General features: G+C 32.6%; 10 protein-coding genes and 1 tRNA gene. 6 read left to right on the top strand and 5 right to left on the bottom strand.

Annotated features, from left to right (window positions below; all coding sequences use genetic code 11):
• Window positions 1–30: 30 nt before the first annotated feature.
• Window positions 31–972, bottom strand: coding sequence for a hypothetical protein (locus tag EYD46_RS04540; protein WP_130935878.1), 942 nt, complete (start codon window positions 970–972; stop codon window positions 31–33).
• Between the two features lie 506 nt (window positions 973–1,478).
• The gene (gene sppA, locus EYD46_RS04535; protein ID WP_130935877.1) at window positions 1,479–3,242 is read right to left on the bottom strand and encodes a signal peptide peptidase SppA; all 1,764 of its coding nucleotides are present in this window, start codon (window positions 3,240–3,242) and stop codon (window positions 1,479–1,481) included.
• Between the two features lie 156 nt (window positions 3,243–3,398).
• Here sppA and EYD46_RS04530 point away from each other — a divergent pair, with 156 nt between their 5' ends.
• Window positions 3,399–5,567: an endonuclease MutS2 gene (locus EYD46_RS04530; protein WP_130936234.1), complete on the top strand. Its 2,169-nt coding sequence runs from the start codon at window positions 3,399–3,401 to the stop codon at window positions 5,565–5,567.
• 211 nt (window positions 5,568–5,778) lie between these two features.
• Here EYD46_RS04530 and EYD46_RS04525 read toward each other — a convergent pair whose 3' ends face one another.
• A complete protein-coding gene (locus EYD46_RS04525) occupies window positions 5,779–7,323 on the bottom strand; it encodes a thiol-activated cytolysin family protein (protein WP_130935876.1) in 1,545 nt (514 codons plus the stop codon).
• 309 nt (window positions 7,324–7,632) lie between these two features.
• Here EYD46_RS04525 and EYD46_RS04520 point away from each other — a divergent pair, with 309 nt between their 5' ends.
• The 4 genes from EYD46_RS04520 to EYD46_RS04505 all read left to right on the top strand — a co-directional run bounded on the left by EYD46_RS04520 (window position 7,633) and on the right by EYD46_RS04505 (window position 12,790).
• Window positions 7,633–9,531, top strand: coding sequence for a tetratricopeptide repeat protein (locus tag EYD46_RS04520; RefSeq protein ID WP_130935875.1), 1,899 nt, complete (start codon window positions 7,633–7,635; stop codon window positions 9,529–9,531).
• A gap of 18 nt (window positions 9,532–9,549) precedes the next feature.
• The gene (locus EYD46_RS04515; RefSeq protein WP_130935874.1) at window positions 9,550–9,969 is read left to right on the top strand and encodes a thiol-disulfide oxidoreductase DCC family protein; all 420 of its coding nucleotides are present in this window, start codon (window positions 9,550–9,552) and stop codon (window positions 9,967–9,969) included.
• A 120-nt stretch (window positions 9,970–10,089) separates the two neighbouring features.
• A complete protein-coding gene (locus EYD46_RS04510; RefSeq protein ID WP_130935873.1) occupies window positions 10,090–12,171 on the top strand; it encodes a DUF4139 domain-containing protein in 2,082 nt (693 codons plus the stop codon).
• A gap of 22 nt (window positions 12,172–12,193) precedes the next feature.
• Entirely contained in the window at window positions 12,194–12,790 is a 597-nt protein-coding gene (locus EYD46_RS04505; RefSeq protein ID WP_130935872.1) for a hypothetical protein, read from the top strand.
• 45 nt (window positions 12,791–12,835) lie between these two features.
• Here the strand turns inward: EYD46_RS04505 and EYD46_RS04500 are convergent.
• Window positions 12,836–12,911 (bottom strand) — tRNA-His (locus EYD46_RS04500).
• A gap of 89 nt (window positions 12,912–13,000) precedes the next feature.
• On the bottom strand, window positions 13,001–13,720 hold the full coding sequence (gene bshB1 / locus EYD46_RS04495; RefSeq protein ID WP_130935871.1) for a bacillithiol biosynthesis deacetylase BshB1: 720 nt from the start codon (window positions 13,718–13,720) through the stop codon (window positions 13,001–13,003).
• A 344-nt stretch (window positions 13,721–14,064) separates the two neighbouring features.
• Here bshB1 and EYD46_RS04490 point away from each other — a divergent pair, with 344 nt between their 5' ends.
• Window positions 14,065–15,894, top strand: coding sequence for an SLC13 family permease (locus tag EYD46_RS04490; RefSeq protein WP_130935870.1), 1,830 nt, complete (start codon window positions 14,065–14,067; stop codon window positions 15,892–15,894).
• Window positions 15,895–16,059: the final 165 nt, after the last annotated feature.

The raw sequence follows: 16,059 nt of genomic DNA, 5'->3' as shown, positions 1-16,059 counted from the left end.
TTAATTATTTAAAAAATTTATTGCTATTAATTAATTTATTTGTACTATACGTATTTCATCACCTTCAAAACACGTAGCCTCTGCCTCTACTTCAATGGTCGTAGCATTAACTAAGGAAAACGCTATACGGGCTCCGTTTCTATAGACATCTATTTTATTTACATCTGTTATTATTCTAGGTGGTGCAAATTGTGTTTGCCCTTCGGTAGCTGTTATAACAACTTGCTCTTGAGTAACTAAATTTGTTGCTGAAACTTTTTTTAGTACACCAGAAGTGTTATCTACCACTACTATACTATTGTTGTTATTATCCAAAAACGTATCATCCAGACCTTGAATCGCTAAGGTGTTAATATTGTTGGTAGTTATTACCGTTGGAGTAGTTAGTATACCTCCAAGCTGTATGGTATTACTAGAAATAGAAAGCCCATTTTCAGCAGCTATGCTTTGATTCAGTGGTACCCAATTTACACCATTATAAGTGTAAATATCTCCTGTGCTCTGATCTACATAAATATCACCTGCTATTGGATTAACTATTACTGCTTCTGGAGTGCCTAGACCACGACGGGGGTTAATAGTTATTGACAACCATTGATTGCCGTCCCATACACTTACATTATTGTTTGTACTGTTAAACCAAAAATCACCAATATTATTAGAGGTAGGACCTGTATTACTAACAGTAATATTAGGTTCGTTACAAAGGTTCTTCCAGTTTGTGCCTTCAAAAACATATATACATTGGGTATCTGTATTATACACTAAAGCCCCCTCAAGAGGTACAAGCCCATCTATTTCTGTTTGTGATAAACGAGTTATGACTAAAACTTTATTATTGCTTTCTAATTCTAGTATGGAATTAGAATCTATTAAGGATGGGTTATCTCCAATCTTAACTTGTGAAAATAATAACAATGGAAAAACTAGTAAAAAGAGAGCAGGGGCAAATATTTTAGTGTTTATGTACAATTTATGAGAGTTTAAATTTTACACTGTTTGCTGTTTAGACACTACTTTATTTTTGAGGTCACAACTATTATTTTAAAAATATCGATAAAAAGCAATTATTTTCGCTAAAATACACATTTTTTTTGGTTAACCAATTATTTATTGACAAATGTTAAGAGATGAAGTTATATTAAGAGAAGTTTTTAAACCGAATAACATAGAGTGTAAACCAAATACAGAAGAATGTAATGTATTAATTTACAGAATATTATATGCTATAACTTTTTGAAAACTTTTTTTGATTGAAAACTTCAAAAAAATTATTATTCTATCATTGAAGTAGCCTGCAACAAAAATTCTATTATCATAAGTGGAATTGAAAGATTTTTCTTTCTGTTTTTAACTAGTATTTGAGAGTTTTGCTGAATTAGAAATTCGTATTACTACCAGATTATACTGTTCTTTTGATAAATGAAAAGATAAAAAAGCGAATCTAAGTTTGCTTTTTTATTTATACAAAATTGATCTTATTTTATCTCTGTACTGAAAGGAAACATTAGCTGAATACCCTTTTTCTGTGACAAACGTTTTACCTCTTTAATTAGCTTGTAGTTTTCTTCCCCAAGTTCTTCGGCTAAAATTTGCTCTTTGGCTTTTGCCAAACCAAAACTTTCTAGCATTTCATCCAAATTCTTTTCAAACACTGGGAATTCTTTAATTTTATAATCTTCAATTTCTGCAGCATCAGCAGCATATTGTAGTGCTAAATCTAGTCCTCCTAATTCATCTACCAAACCTCTATCTAGAGCATCATTACCTGTCCAAACACGTCCTTGAGCTATTTCTTCTACTTGTTCTGCTGTTAAATTACGTCCATCTGCAACGCGTTTTGTAAATAAACCATATACGTCAATAATTCCTTCTTCTATATATTTATATTGATTTTCATTGAGTGGCTCAAAGACACTATAGGTAACAGCATTTGTGTTAGTTGTTACTTGTTCTGCATTTATCCCCATATCATCAGCAAGGTTTTTAAAGTTTGGCAAAGTACCAAATACCCCTATACTACCAGTAATTGTTGTAGGTTCTGCTATAATCTTATCAGCATTTGCAGCGATATAATAACCACCAGAAGCTGCCAAATTACCCATAGAAACAATAACAGGTTTTACTTTTTTAGTTAGCTCTATTTCTCTCCAAATTAATTCACTAGCTAATGCACTTCCTCCTGGGGAATTAATTCTCAACACAATAGCTTTAATACGCTTATCATCCCTTGCCTTTTTAATGGATTCATTCATCGTTATATGTCCAACAATACCCTTATCTCCTTCTCCATACATAATATCGCCTTCAGCATAAATTACTGCTATTTTATGTTCACTAGACTTAGCTTTTAATTTAGGAGCAGCATATCTCGCATACTCTTCTATGGAAACACTATTTAAATCTTTATCTTCAGCAATACCGATTGCATGTTTTAAACCATTAACAAACTCATCATGATAAGCAATTTTATCTACTAATTTAGAAGATACAGCTAGCTCTGGTGTTCTTGCCAACAAACTATCAGCAATTATATCTAATTGTTCTACTGATACATTTCTAGTCTCTGAAACTTCTTTTTTTATTTCAGACCAAAGTCCGTTTAAATACACCGAAATTTGCTCACGATTATTATCGCTCATTTCGTTTTCTAAAAATGGTTCTACGGCACTTTTATATTTTCCATGACGCACTACCTCCATTTTAATTCCAGATTTCTCTTGAAAATCCTTAAAATACAAACGCTCAGTGTATAACCCTTTAAATTCCATCATACCAGCTGGATTAATATAAATAGTATCAGCAACTGAGCTTAAGTAATAATCCTTTTGCGTAAGTACATCAGCATACGACACTATAAACTTACCCGACGCCTTAAAGTCTATTAAAGCATCCCGTAATGTTTTTATTTGTGTAATACCAGCCATGACAAAATTATTATCAATGGATATTCCTTTTATTTTATCATCAGTCTTCGCATATCTTATGGCATCAACTAAGTTGAATAAACCGTTTCTTTCATCTTCATTTAAAAAAGGATATTCTTTAAAAACAGTTTTACCTGCATAATCGTTAATGGGAAAATCTAACTTTAGATCTAATACAGAATTTGACTTTACCTGAACTACTTCTTCTGAAGAGCCACCAAAAAGTGCGCTTATTATTATCAAACCTATAAAACAAAGTGCCAAAAACACAAAAATCCCTACTATTGTAGATAAAACCCTTTTAATAAAACTCATAATGCTTTAATTTTATTCGTTAGTCTAATAAACATAGAATTGTTACACTTTGGGACAACTCTATATCCACTTTTGCAAATCTAGGGATTCTTTAAAGAAAAAAATCTACTATATTCTTTAACTTTGCGCTTTTGAAAAAGAATGGCAAAGCAGAGAATAATACACATTCACGAGAAAACATTACAAGATTTAGAATTCCCAACAGTGTTACAGCAAGTAAGCGAATTATGCATTACGCCTCTGGGAAATCAAACTGTATTGGAAATTTTACCTTATAAAACTAAGGAAGACCTGCTATTTGCATTACAGCTTACTAATGAATATGTATCCTCTTTTTATAATGATAATCGTATTCCTAATCACGGATTTGATACTATTACCAAAGAAATTCAACTTTTAAATATCGAAAATACTTTTTTAGAAGTACATGGTTTAAAAAAAATCGTATCCATGTCTTTAACGGTAAACACCATTGTTACGTTTTTAAAAAAGTTTGAAGAATACTACCCTAATTTACATCAGTTTGCTTCACATATTGAAGTTACTAAAGTTCTAATAGAAAAGGTTGATGCTATTGTAGATAGGTTTGGAGATATAAAGGATAATGCCTCTGACACACTATATGATTTACGAAAATCCATAAGTAAAGTAAAAGGAAAAATAAATCAAAGTTTTGCTTCAGCGCTGAACACCTATCATAATCTAGAATATTTAGATGACATCAGGGAGTCTGTGGTGGATAACCGGCGTGTTTTAGCTGTTAAGGCCATGTATAGGCGAAAAGTTAAAGGTGCCATTATGGGAGGTAGTAAAACAGGAAGCATTGTATATATTGAACCTGAAACTACGCTACAATACACTAGAGAGCTCAATAATTTAGAATACGAAGAGAAAGAAGAAGTAGTTCGTATTTTAAAAGAAGTAACCGATTTTATACGTCCGTTTTTACCGCTTTTAAAAGACTACCAAACTTTTTTAATTGATATCGATGTTATTTCTGCAAAGGCGAAATATGCGAAGTCTATGAATGGTATCCTTCCAGAACTATCAGAAGATAAAAGCATGTACCTAAGAGATGCATATCATCCGCTTCTCTATTTAAATAATTTAGAAAAACAGGAAAAAACATTTCCACAAACCCTAGCACTTAAAGAGGGCAGCCGAATAATAGTAATCTCTGGACCAAATGCAGGCGGTAAAAGCATTACCCTAAAAACCGTTGGGTTATTACAAGTAATGTTGCAAAGCGGTATGTTAATTCCTGTACACGAACGTAGTAAGGTATGCCTGTTTGATAGGATTTTAAGTGATATTGGAGATAATCAGTCTATTGAAAACCATTTAAGCACTTATAGTTATCGTTTAAAACAAATGAACTATTTTTTGCGCAAGTGTAATAAAAATACACTCTTTTTAATTGATGAATTTGGTACAGGATCTGATCCTGAATTAGGAGGTGCTTTGGCAGAAACGTTTTTAGAGGAGTTTTACCATCGGGAAGCGTTTGGTATTATAACCACACACTATTCTAATTTAAAAATTCTTGCTACTGAGCTGCCACACATGATTAATGCCAACATGCTTTTCAACGAGCGTACGCTAGAACCTATGTTTAAGCTAGTTGTTGGACAAGCTGGTAGCAGTTTTACCTTTGAAGTAGCTCAAAAAAATGGCATTCCCTATTCTTTAATAAATAGAGCAAAAAAGAAGATTGAACGTAGTAAAGTACGTTTTGATGCCACAATTGCTAAACTTCAAAAAGAACGTTCTCGATTAGAGAAAACAGGACAATCTTTAAAACTCAATGAAAAGAAAAAAGGAGAGGAAGCTGATAAACTCGAAGAGATAAATGCCAAAATCCAGAAGAAATTAGAAAGCTATCAGGAATTATATGATAGCAATCAACGCCTAATTTATTTAGGGCAAAAAGTAAACGACATAGCCGAAAAATACTTCGATAACAAAAAGAAACGTGAGTTAATGGCAGAATTATTCAAACTGGTACAAATTGAAAATTCTAAACGTAAAAAAGTATCTGCAAAACAAAAACGTGCCCAAAAAGCTAAAGAAGAACAGATAAAGAAAGAAGCAGAAAAAAAAGTAAATATTATTAGAAAAAAGAAAAAGGCTGAAAAGAAAAAAGCAGCTGAAGCTCCACAAAAACCAAAACCTATTTTAAAAGTAGGCGACCGTGTACGCATGCACGATGGTAGAGCTGTTGGTAGTATAGATAGCATTGAAAAAAACAAAGCCAACGTAAATTATGGCATGTTTACTACTAATGTTGCTTTGGATTTATTGGAACTGGTTGAGGCAAAAAAATAGAGTCCTTTATGCATGTACTTCCTTTAGCAGACAAGTGTGTTAGGGATAGTAGTGATAGCTTTTGGGGAGGCGTGCATCGAGCAAAAACTACAAACGGATAGCCCGACCCGATCTTAGGAGGGAAACACCAAAAAATAACAGCCAGTACCAAGTTGTTGAATCGCAACTTAAGGTACCGACTGCTTTAACTATTCAAACTAATTAAATAGTTCTAATCTCGCCTCACTTTAACTTCTGTACAAATACCTATAACATTTCGTTTAGAACAATAAGCCTCAAATTTTTTATCGCTATAGAGGTAGCCTTCATGATACTCGCCCATATGCTTCCACGTAAGGTCCCAAACCTCGAACTGTACTTTTACATCGTGAGCACCGTTTGGAGGTCTAATAGCTGGTGGTGCATCATTTTTCTTAACTTTTTTCCAATTAGTATAATCGATCGAGTTTGACCCACGTTTTTTATACTTAAAACGAAAACGAACATCAAGGGTAATATTGTTATCTAAAATTGCATTGGCATGAGAAAACACCTTTGGTGTACAATCTTTAACTTTATAATCGGTAGTATAGCCCATTTTAGCAAAAGAGTTGTCTTTTAGATATCTAACCGTATAGGCAATAGGAACTCCAGGGTTGTTTCTACTATACACAGCATTTTCGCCAGTAATAATATGCTTAAGGGATGCAAATCCATCAGCATTTACAGCTTCTGAAGCTACTTCAGCATTTCCGCCAATAGTTACTACGGTAATACTTGATTTTTTAAGTACTTCGTCATATTCAGAATTTACAGAACCTGAACCATTTGCCGCTCCTGTAGCATATTCCAATACTAAATCCAAATCAATGGACTTTCTCATATCCGTTGTCTCCATTCTAAACATTATAATACGTCCGTAAGACACCGAGTTGATGTAAGCTGGTGGAGTATCTGAATCGATAGTACTATCAACGTCATTATAAGTTACATCAACCCCAAAAACGCTAGCGGGAGTTTTAGGAGTATCCATTGTTACGGTATAAAACACTTGCTTATATACCATGGCAGCTACACGCTTTGTTGTACTCGATTCATACTCTAATTGAGATGCTACCGAACCATTTGCCCACTCTACATTTAAACCCACATCTAAACTTAATTGTTTTGAAGAATAAAATGTGTTAGCTTGGTAGCTGGAATTAGAAGCATTTACATAACCTTCCTCATAGGCATTAGCATTCCACCATTCTAAAGCATTATCTATACTACTTTGTATATTTGAGTTTCTTGGATCGTCAACCACTAAAGTGCCTTCCTCCCCTATTCCAGGTAAATCTATGCGAAGCGTTACTGGAGACCTGTCTAACGTAATAGGATTTGGCATACCATCAAGCATATCCTGATTTCCATAAACTAATGCCCCTGGCCAAATAATACCATTAGTAGGTCTTAGTATTGCCACATCATCAAAATTTGCTTCTAGCGTATAGAATTTTTCTTCACATGCACTATAATTACCTTTATCTGGAGAAGTTTGGGTATTCTTTGTTTTGGTAACCGTTCTTTGTTTTGGTGCTCCACCTGTATTCTTTACATTTAACATGGTGTTTGCATCATAACTTAAGCTTGAAATTAAATCTGAGATTTCTTTTGCTTCAGGGTTTACTGTTGTTACAGATGCTGCTTCTTCGGTACTACATCCAAAAATTATAAGTAAAGCAAGCATACTTGTTGCTTTAAATAGAGTTCTGACTGTTAATAGCTGTGTTTTCATAATGATATATTTTTTTGATTCAACACTTCGAAACTACTCATGAACACATCTTAAATCTAATTTTTTGGGTGGACAAAAAGGGGACATACACATCAAATGAACCTTCAATTTTGATAGGACAAGATATTTTAAATTTTTAAAATATGTTTTTTAACATACTAAAAATCAATTGTTTAAATAAATTTTAAAAAATTTAGTGAACATCAAAATCATGGACAAGCTATGGACAAGCACTTTTCGGGTAAAGTAGGCCTCTGTAATTTGAACTCATATAATATTTAACTTAGCAACAGCTAATTAACATGAAAAATGAAAACTCCTAACTTATTCCTTATTCAAATTTTGTTGTTTAGTTTTTCTTTTGGTTTTTCACAGAACACTAAATTGATTGACAGTTTAAAAACAGAACTTACCAATAGAAAAGAAAACGATTCAGTTAAAGTGATGATTTTAACACGTCTTCATGAAAAATTGATGTTCTCTAAACCAGAACAAGCCAAATTATATGCAGAACAAGGACTTAAACTCTCTAAAACCATAAATTATACCAAAGGCATTGCTATTGGTTATATGCATCGTGCCGACTACTTTGCCAACAAATCCGAGAATGATTCCGCTTTGTTCTATTACAATAAATCTAAAACACTTTTTAAAGACATTAATAATACTCGAGGACTAATTTTTGTTAACCACTCCCTTTCTTCTATTGAAAGCTCTAATGGCAGCCTTGATAATGCTATTGCTATTACTAAGGAAAATATTGAATTGATAAAAACCCATGAAAAAGAAGGAGATGCAAAAACAAAATTTCTAGGTGCTCAATACGTTTCTCTAGCTAATATTTACATTGAAAAAGCTAATTATAAGACGGCACTAATTTATGCATTTCAAGGTTTAGAATGTTTTAAACAAATACATCATGAAACGCGTAAGGCTGATGCCTTAAAACAAATAGGAGATATTGAAAGCGGTTTAGAAAATCATGAATCTTCCATACAATATTTTAAAGAAGCCTTGGATATCTATGAGCGTTTTGAAGAAACATTTTATGTAGCTTATACTCAAAACTCCCTCGGTATTTCCTATCAAAATTTAAATGACTATGCCTCCGCAGAAAACTATTTTAATCTAGCCGTTGAAAATGCTAAAAAAGTAGAGGATAACTTAGGCCTCAGTAACGCCTTGCATAATCTTGGAGAGATTAAACGTTTACAAGGTAATTACAGTGAAGCAAAAACTGTTCTTAAAGAAGCTAAAACCATTGCTGAAAAAGAGCATATTAAACTAAGTACCATTAATGCTTTGATAAGCCTATCGAAAATTGACTTTGAAAATAAAAACTACAATTCAGCACTAAAACAAAATGTTGAGGCCATATCGATAGCAAAATCTTTAGGAGCTATGTCCCACCTTGCGAGTTTGTATAAAAATCGTTCAACCTTCTTGGAAGGAATGAATAAAAATAATGATGCCTTAGAGTTTTTAAAATTATATCAAACCATAAACGATAGCCTATATACCACCAAAAAACTACAACAGATTGAAGAATTAAAATCCATATACGAGACCGAACAAAAAGAAAATGAAATTGTAATACAGAAAAAAGAAATTGAAACTTTAAATACACAAGCAGCAAACGATAAGCTTACCAAAACGCTTTACGGTATTGGTATGGTATCCTTTCTTGTTATAGCAGGTTTAATCTATTTTAGTTTTAAACAACGTATAAAGAAAAACCGCATTGAACGCGAAAAGCAGGAAGCCATTTATAAACAAGAAATTGAGTTTAAAAAGAAAGAACTCGCCTCGCAAACCTTGCACCTGGTGCAGAAGAATACGTTTATACAAGAATTAAAAGACAACCTAGAAAAAATAAAACGATCTCCAGAACTATTTAAAGTAGAATTTAGGCGTATAGTAATGCTTCTTAAAAAAGAGAGTGCAGAAGACAAAGATTGGGAAGTTTTTAAATCATATTTTTCTGAAGTCCATAATAACTTCGATCATAAAATTAAAGACATCTATCCAGAGATTACCGAAAAAGAAATGCGTTTAGCTTCTTTCTTACGCATGAATTTAGCAACTAAAGAAATAGCCTCGATGCTTAATGTACTACCAGAAAGTGTATTAAAGAGTAAATACCGCTTAAAAAAGAAGCTAAATCTTGATAAGGAAACCGACCTCAATCAGTTTTTAAGTGAGTTGTAAAGGGCGTATCTTTGCAACATGACATTTGGTGTACCAAAAGATAAAAAATTGATTCTTTTTGATGGTGTATGTAACCTCTGCAATTCTTCTGTGCAATATGTTATAAAACATGATAAGAAGCAGCGTTTTATGTTTACTGCACTGCAAAGTGAAACTGGTAAAAAAATAATAGATCATTTTAATATTGATACTCGCAAGGTAGACTCCATAATCTTATATACTCCTGAAAAGGGTATTACTTACAAGAGTACTGCAGCGTTAAAAGTGGCTGCTCAATTAGGGTTTCCCACCAACATATTGAGTATATTTCTTATTATTCCATCATTTATCAGCAATTGGGTTTATGATGTTATTGCTAAAAATCGCTATAAATGGTATGGTAAAAAGGATGCATGTATGATTCCTACACCAGAGTTGAAGAGTAAATTTCTAGATTAAAAGAATAAAGAAACTCGTTTAAACTAATACTTAACTCATTTATAAGTACAACTTACTCAATACTTATTTTACATCATGTTAATTGGTTATAGTTTTAAAACAAACTTTAAATAACTAATCATGAAAAAGCTTTGTATTCTATTTCTACTATTCACTTCAGTTTTATTAGCCAAAAATACCAATCCCACAACATCATCAATAGAAGCAGTAACAGTTTTTGTTGATGGTGCCCAGGTGACACGTCACGCAAAAATCTTAATACCTCAAGGTACTACAGAGTTTTCTTTTGTTAAACTCTCTCCTTACATCCAAGAAAATAGCATTCAAATCTCCGGTCTTGACGACGCATCTATTTTATCTATAAATTATGCGATTAATCACATTACAAAATTTGATAAAACAGAAACTGTAACTAAGCTACAAAACGAAATTGAAAGTATAAATGACGCTATGCAACTGGAGCAAAACCTAATGGAAGGTTATGAGCAAGAAATAAAACTCATAGAAGAGAACCGAAAGCTTGGAAATGACACCCAAACTGTGAATCTGGATAAGTTGAAGCAATTTGCAGCATATTATAGAAAACGCATAACTGAGTTGAATACTTTAATCCATCAATCATTAAAAAAGAAGAGAGCATATGACAAACAGATTACAGATATAAAAAAACAACTCGCTGAATTAAATGTTGATGATAAAATACAAACAGGAGAAATAAAAGTAAAGTTAAACTCTAAACTTAGTAAACAACTCAACTTAATAATAAAATACAATGTAACACATGCAGGTTGGTTTCCTATATACGACTTAAAAGCAAAAAATATAAACAAACCTTTGGAGTTAAACTATAAAGCACATGTGTATCAAACCACGGGAGTAAGTTGGGAAGATGTAAAACTAACACTTTCAACCAATGACCCTAATACCAACAATTTAAAGCCGGTAGTAGATACCAAATACTTAAACTTTATTAGTAGAAAAAGCAATTATCAATCACAAAACGCAACAAAAAAATACCAATATAAATTTAATCCTTTTGTAAAAACTATAAGTGGGATTGTTACCGATGCCAGTGGCACCCCTATACCAGGAGTTAATGTGTTGGTTAAGGGCACAGCTAATGGCGTTGCTACTGATTTTGATGGCAATTATAGCCTACAAGTAAATGATGGGCAAGCTTTAGTATTCTCCTATTTAGGGTTTACAACCGAAACTATTCCTATTCATTCTAGTGTTATAAATCTTAGTCTGGAAGAAGACACATCGCAACTTGATGAAGTAGTGGTAGTAGGTTATGGCACCAGATCAAGTAGTTCTATTTCTGGGAGTGTTTCTACAGTACCTAGCGAATCAAATATTAAAATTAGGGGTATTGGTACTCTTAAAACCAAAGGCACACCATTGTATGTTATAGATGGTGTTATTAGTAGCCCTAGCGATTTTAGAAAATTAGATGAAAGTATGATTGCATCTGCCGATGTATTAAAAGATTCTTCCGCTATCAACATATACGGTAGCAAAGCTTCCAATGGTGTTATTGTAATTACTACAAAACAAGGTAACTATACGTCTAATGGAGACATCATTACAGAAGGTATTTCCAATACAAACTTTGAAATTCAGAAATTATCAACCGTAGTGTCAGATGGAGATATAACGGTTATTGAAATTGATAATTTTAAATTACCTGCCACATTCTCATACTTTACAGCTCCTGTGATTAATGAAAATGTATTTCTTACTGCAAAAATTGGAGATTGGCAAAAACTAAACTTGCTCCCTGGAGAAGCTAATATTTACTTTGAAGATAGCTATTCTGGAGTTACTCATATTAATCCGTATGCAACTACAGATAGTTTAACAGTATCTTTAGGTGTAGATCCAAATGTGGTTATTACAAGAACATCAAATAACGACTTTAAGAAAACCAATTTTATAGGTAATAATAGAATCGTTGAAAAAGGATACGATATCCAAATAAAAAACAATAAAACTACGCCTATAGATGTAGTAATTGTAGATAGAATTCCAATAAGTCAAAATAAAGATATTAAAGTAGATGATATCAATTCTGGAAACTCCGATTACAATAGTAAAAAAGGTATTTTAACGTGGAAAGCTAATATTGAATCCAGTGTTACTAAAAACTATAAATTCTCTTATGTGGTTAAGTATCCTAGGTATAGGAAGGTTAATTTGTAGTTTCCTTTAAAAAGCAAAAATTATGGTCAAACAAATAACATCTGTATTATTATTGTCTTTTTCAATGACAATAACTGTAATGTCTCAATCGAAAATAATGCTTCATTTTAAAGGTGGTTGTCATGAAATTAAAGATTTGCAATATGTTTTATATAATCTTAATGATTATGAATATTCTTCTGAAAACATTCATTTTTATGAAAAACAAGATACTATTATAACACTAAAATCAGGGCTTTATCATATAGATATCTCTATACTCGATTCAAAAAATGAGGAATTAGTAAAATCTTTTTCCATAAAGAAAGAATTTAAAGAGAATGAAGTGTATAAGGATACTATCACAATCCCCGACATAATTAGAAAGATGACAAGAGTTTTACATTATCCAAAAGATTTAGGGTTTTTCAAGTGTGACACTATTTGCAATGGAGAAATTATAGAATACCATAAAAATGGGAATATTAAGTCAAAAGGCATTTATATCAATGGTAGACCATCCAAAAACATATTCCTTTTTAACGAAGAAGGAATACTAACTGAAATAAAAATTTATGATAAAAATGGTTATTATAAAAAATCAAAGTACGATAATTTAGAAAAATATCTAGTAGACTAGCAAAACAAAAAAAGCCTTTCAAGAAATTGAAAGGCTTTTACTTTTGGGTGGAAGACCGGATTCGAACCGGCGACCCTTGGTACCACAAACCAATGCTCTAACCAACTGAGCTACAACCACCATATTGCAGCATATTAAATGCGTGTGCAAATGTAAATTTTTCAGAGAAATCTACAAAGACTTTTTTAATATTTAAATCGAAAAACACTATTACTTCAAATCAAAAAGACTGTCAACTGCTGGATAGCGCTCTACATTAAACCCCTCTCCTGCTTCTACACCAATTAATCTTCCTAAATCCCTAGCTCTATATAAAACACTGTCTGTAAAATTTTTACTAGAAATAGGTGTTTCAGGTTCATTACTATTTTTACTGTAAAATTGAGTTTCATAAGCTAAAACCGCTTTCATTTTAGTAGCAACAAAACCAGAAACATCTACAACAATATCTGGTTCTAAATTTTTCCATTGTATGTAATGGTATACAAATTTAGGGCGCCATGGTTGCTGCACTTCACCATGTTCATCCTTTGTTTCAATTTTAAGTAAGCCACTTAAAAAACAACTGTCACTTACCAACTTACTACCTTTAGCATGGTCTATATGTCTATCGTCTATCGCATTGCATAATACTATTTCAGGTTGGTACTTTCTAATCATTCTAATAATTGCTAATTGATGCGCTTTATCATTTATAAAAAAAGCATCAGCAAACCCCATATTCAATCTAAAAGCCACACCCAATACAGATGCAGCATTTTCGGCCTCAACCTTTCTAGTATCTGCTGTACCACGAGTACCTAACTCTCCTCTGGTTAAATCTATAATTCCAACGTTTTTACCATTGGCTACTTCTTTGGCTACTGTTGCTCCACAACCTAACTCTACATCATCTGGGTGTGCTCCAATAGCAAGCATGTCTAACTTCATAATTTATAGTTTTTGTTCATTTTTGACAATATTTAACTCTAAAAATGTCAAAATACATGTGCTTTTTATTAAAAAACTGATTTTTATTCAAATACCATTTCCTAAAAAATCTTAATTTTCACTATAAAGATAAGTTTATTTAGTAACCTGATAATACGAAAGCGTTTTCGTGTTCCCTTTTTGTATTTTTTATGTATAAAAAACAACAATAACATAAAAATGAATATCACTTAAAAAGAATGACAATAGTCATAATTATTAAAAATATGCCAAAGTAATTTTACATCATAATATCAAGATAAACTCGATAATCTAACTACAATTTAGAAATCATGATCTACTTAATGCTAACCATATTAGTTATAACCATTGCACTATTTGTTTGGGGTAAATTCACACCAGATATAGTTGCACTATTATCTATGATAAGCCTGTTTTTAACAGGCATATTAAACGCTAAAGAAACGCTAAGCGGTTTTAGTAACCCAACGGTTATTATGATTGCTGCTTTGTTTATAATTGGAGAAGGCTTATCTCAAACAGGGTGGACTGCTTTAGCAGGTAAAAAGTTTGTAGAGTGGGCTGGAAAAAGTATTCCTAAATTATTAGTTATTGTTTCATTGGGCTCTGGTATCCTTTCAGGTTTTGTAAGCAATACTGGTACTGTGGCTACCTTGATGCCTTTAACCATATCATCAGCTTGGAGTATTGGTACATTACCATCAAAAATGCTAATGCCTGTAGCATTTGGATCTAACACAGGAGGCTTATTAACATTAACGGGAACACCGCCAAATATTATAGCAAGTAATGCTTTGGTTGAAGCTGGTTATGAAGGCTTTTCGTTTTTCGAATTCGCATTAATTGGTCTACCACTATTAATAATTGCCTTAGTATATTTTAGATATGTAGGGTATAAATTATTACCTAAAAACAAGACCAATAATAAACCTGTGAATATTGAAACTACATTTCATAAATGGATAGAAGCTTACAAAATTGATGATGATTATTACAGACTTCGTATACGCTCTGTATCACCGCTTTTAAATACTAAAATTGGTATTTGGAATTTTGAAAAAGAACATGGAATTTCCATAATAAGATTAAAAAGAAGACATCCAAATCCTATCAAAGGCATTCCACAGTTTGTAGAGTTTCCAGATCATCAAACACTTCTTATGTATCATGATATTATTACGGTAAAAGGGAGTACTGAAGCTATTAATAAACTCATGATCAAATTCAGATTAGGTTTATTACCCTTAGAACCTGTAACTGATGAACTAAAAAACAATTTGGTAAATCAAGAAGTAGGAATGACCGAAGTTATTGTAAACCCCAACTCTATTTTAGTAGGCAGAAAATACAAATTAGGAGACTATTTTACGCGCTACGGCATTCAACTATTAGCAGCTTCCAGAAACAACAAACCACTTTTAGAGAAAGACATAAAAATAAAAGTTGGAGATGCCTTTTTACTAAGAGGATCATGGGAAAATATAGAAAGTTTAAAACAACAACATGAAAATCTAGTAATATGTGGTAGTCCAGAGGGCATGGCAAAAAACATAGACAGTTTAAATACAAAATCATATATCGCTCTAGGCGCTTTATTACTCATGATTGGGCTTCTTGTGTTTAAGTTAGTACCAGGATCTATGGCTGCTTTAATTTGCGCTGGTATTGTGTTACTTACAGGCTGTGTTCCTATGCAGAAAGCCTATAAAGGCATTAGCTGGACCAGTGTAGTAATGATTGCTGCTATGATACCTATGGGTATAGCTCTACAAAAAACAGGAACAGCACAAATGGTAGCTAATGCACTAGTAACATACTTGGGGTCAGTATCTCCAGTAATGCTACTTGGCGGTATATTTTTACTAACTACAACTTTTAGTCAGGTTATTAACAACTCAGCAACAGCAGTGCTTATGGCGCCTATAGCCATTTTAGCTGCAACATCTTTAAACATTTCGCCAGAACCGTTTATGATAATAGTAGCTATTAGTGCTTCAACCGCATTTTTAACACCTGTAGGTACTACAACAAACGCCATGGTAATGTCTGCGGGAGGCTATAAATTTATGGACTATTTAAAAGTTGGAGCACCCTTACTTTTAATATTCTTTATCATATCCCTACTATTAGTACCAATAATATGGCCTTTTTAGAAAGATGAAAATATTAATAATAAGTTAGTTAATTGTTTTTTGGGCGTTACCCTAAAGGGTCGGGCTTTCGGGAGTCGCTCCCTCCTCTGTCGGGGAGCTTCAACAAATCCCTCAATCCCTAACGCGGTACTGTCTGCAGTCTAAAGTACAACGGCAATACCAGTT

The organism is Hyunsoonleella pacifica, from assembly GCF_004310335.1.
GTDB classification, from domain to species: domain Bacteria; phylum Bacteroidota; class Bacteroidia; order Flavobacteriales; family Flavobacteriaceae; genus Jejuia; species Jejuia pacifica.
This window is presented reverse-complemented; position numbering and strand designations above follow the sequence as displayed.

Coding starts and splice junctions, on each gene's coding strand:
- EYD46_RS04510 (WP_130935873.1), top strand. CDS start 10,090: ATGAAAAAGCTTTGTATTCTATTTCTACTATTCACTTCAGTTTTATTA.
- EYD46_RS04525 (WP_130935876.1), bottom strand. CDS start 7,323: ATGAAAACACAGCTATTAACAGTCAGAACTCTATTTAAAGCAACAAGT.
- EYD46_RS04520 (WP_130935875.1), top strand. CDS start 7,633: ATGAAAACTCCTAACTTATTCCTTATTCAAATTTTGTTGTTTAGTTTT.
- sppA (WP_130935877.1), bottom strand. CDS start 3,242: ATGAGTTTTATTAAAAGGGTTTTATCTACAATAGTAGGGATTTTTGTG.
- EYD46_RS04490 (WP_130935870.1), top strand. CDS start 14,065: ATGCTAACCATATTAGTTATAACCATTGCACTATTTGTTTGGGGTAAA.
- EYD46_RS04515 (WP_130935874.1), top strand. CDS start 9,550: ATGACATTTGGTGTACCAAAAGATAAAAAATTGATTCTTTTTGATGGT.
- bshB1 (WP_130935871.1), bottom strand. CDS start 13,720: ATGAAGTTAGACATGCTTGCTATTGGAGCACACCCAGATGATGTAGAG.
- EYD46_RS04505 (WP_130935872.1), top strand. CDS start 12,194: ATGGTCAAACAAATAACATCTGTATTATTATTGTCTTTTTCAATGACA.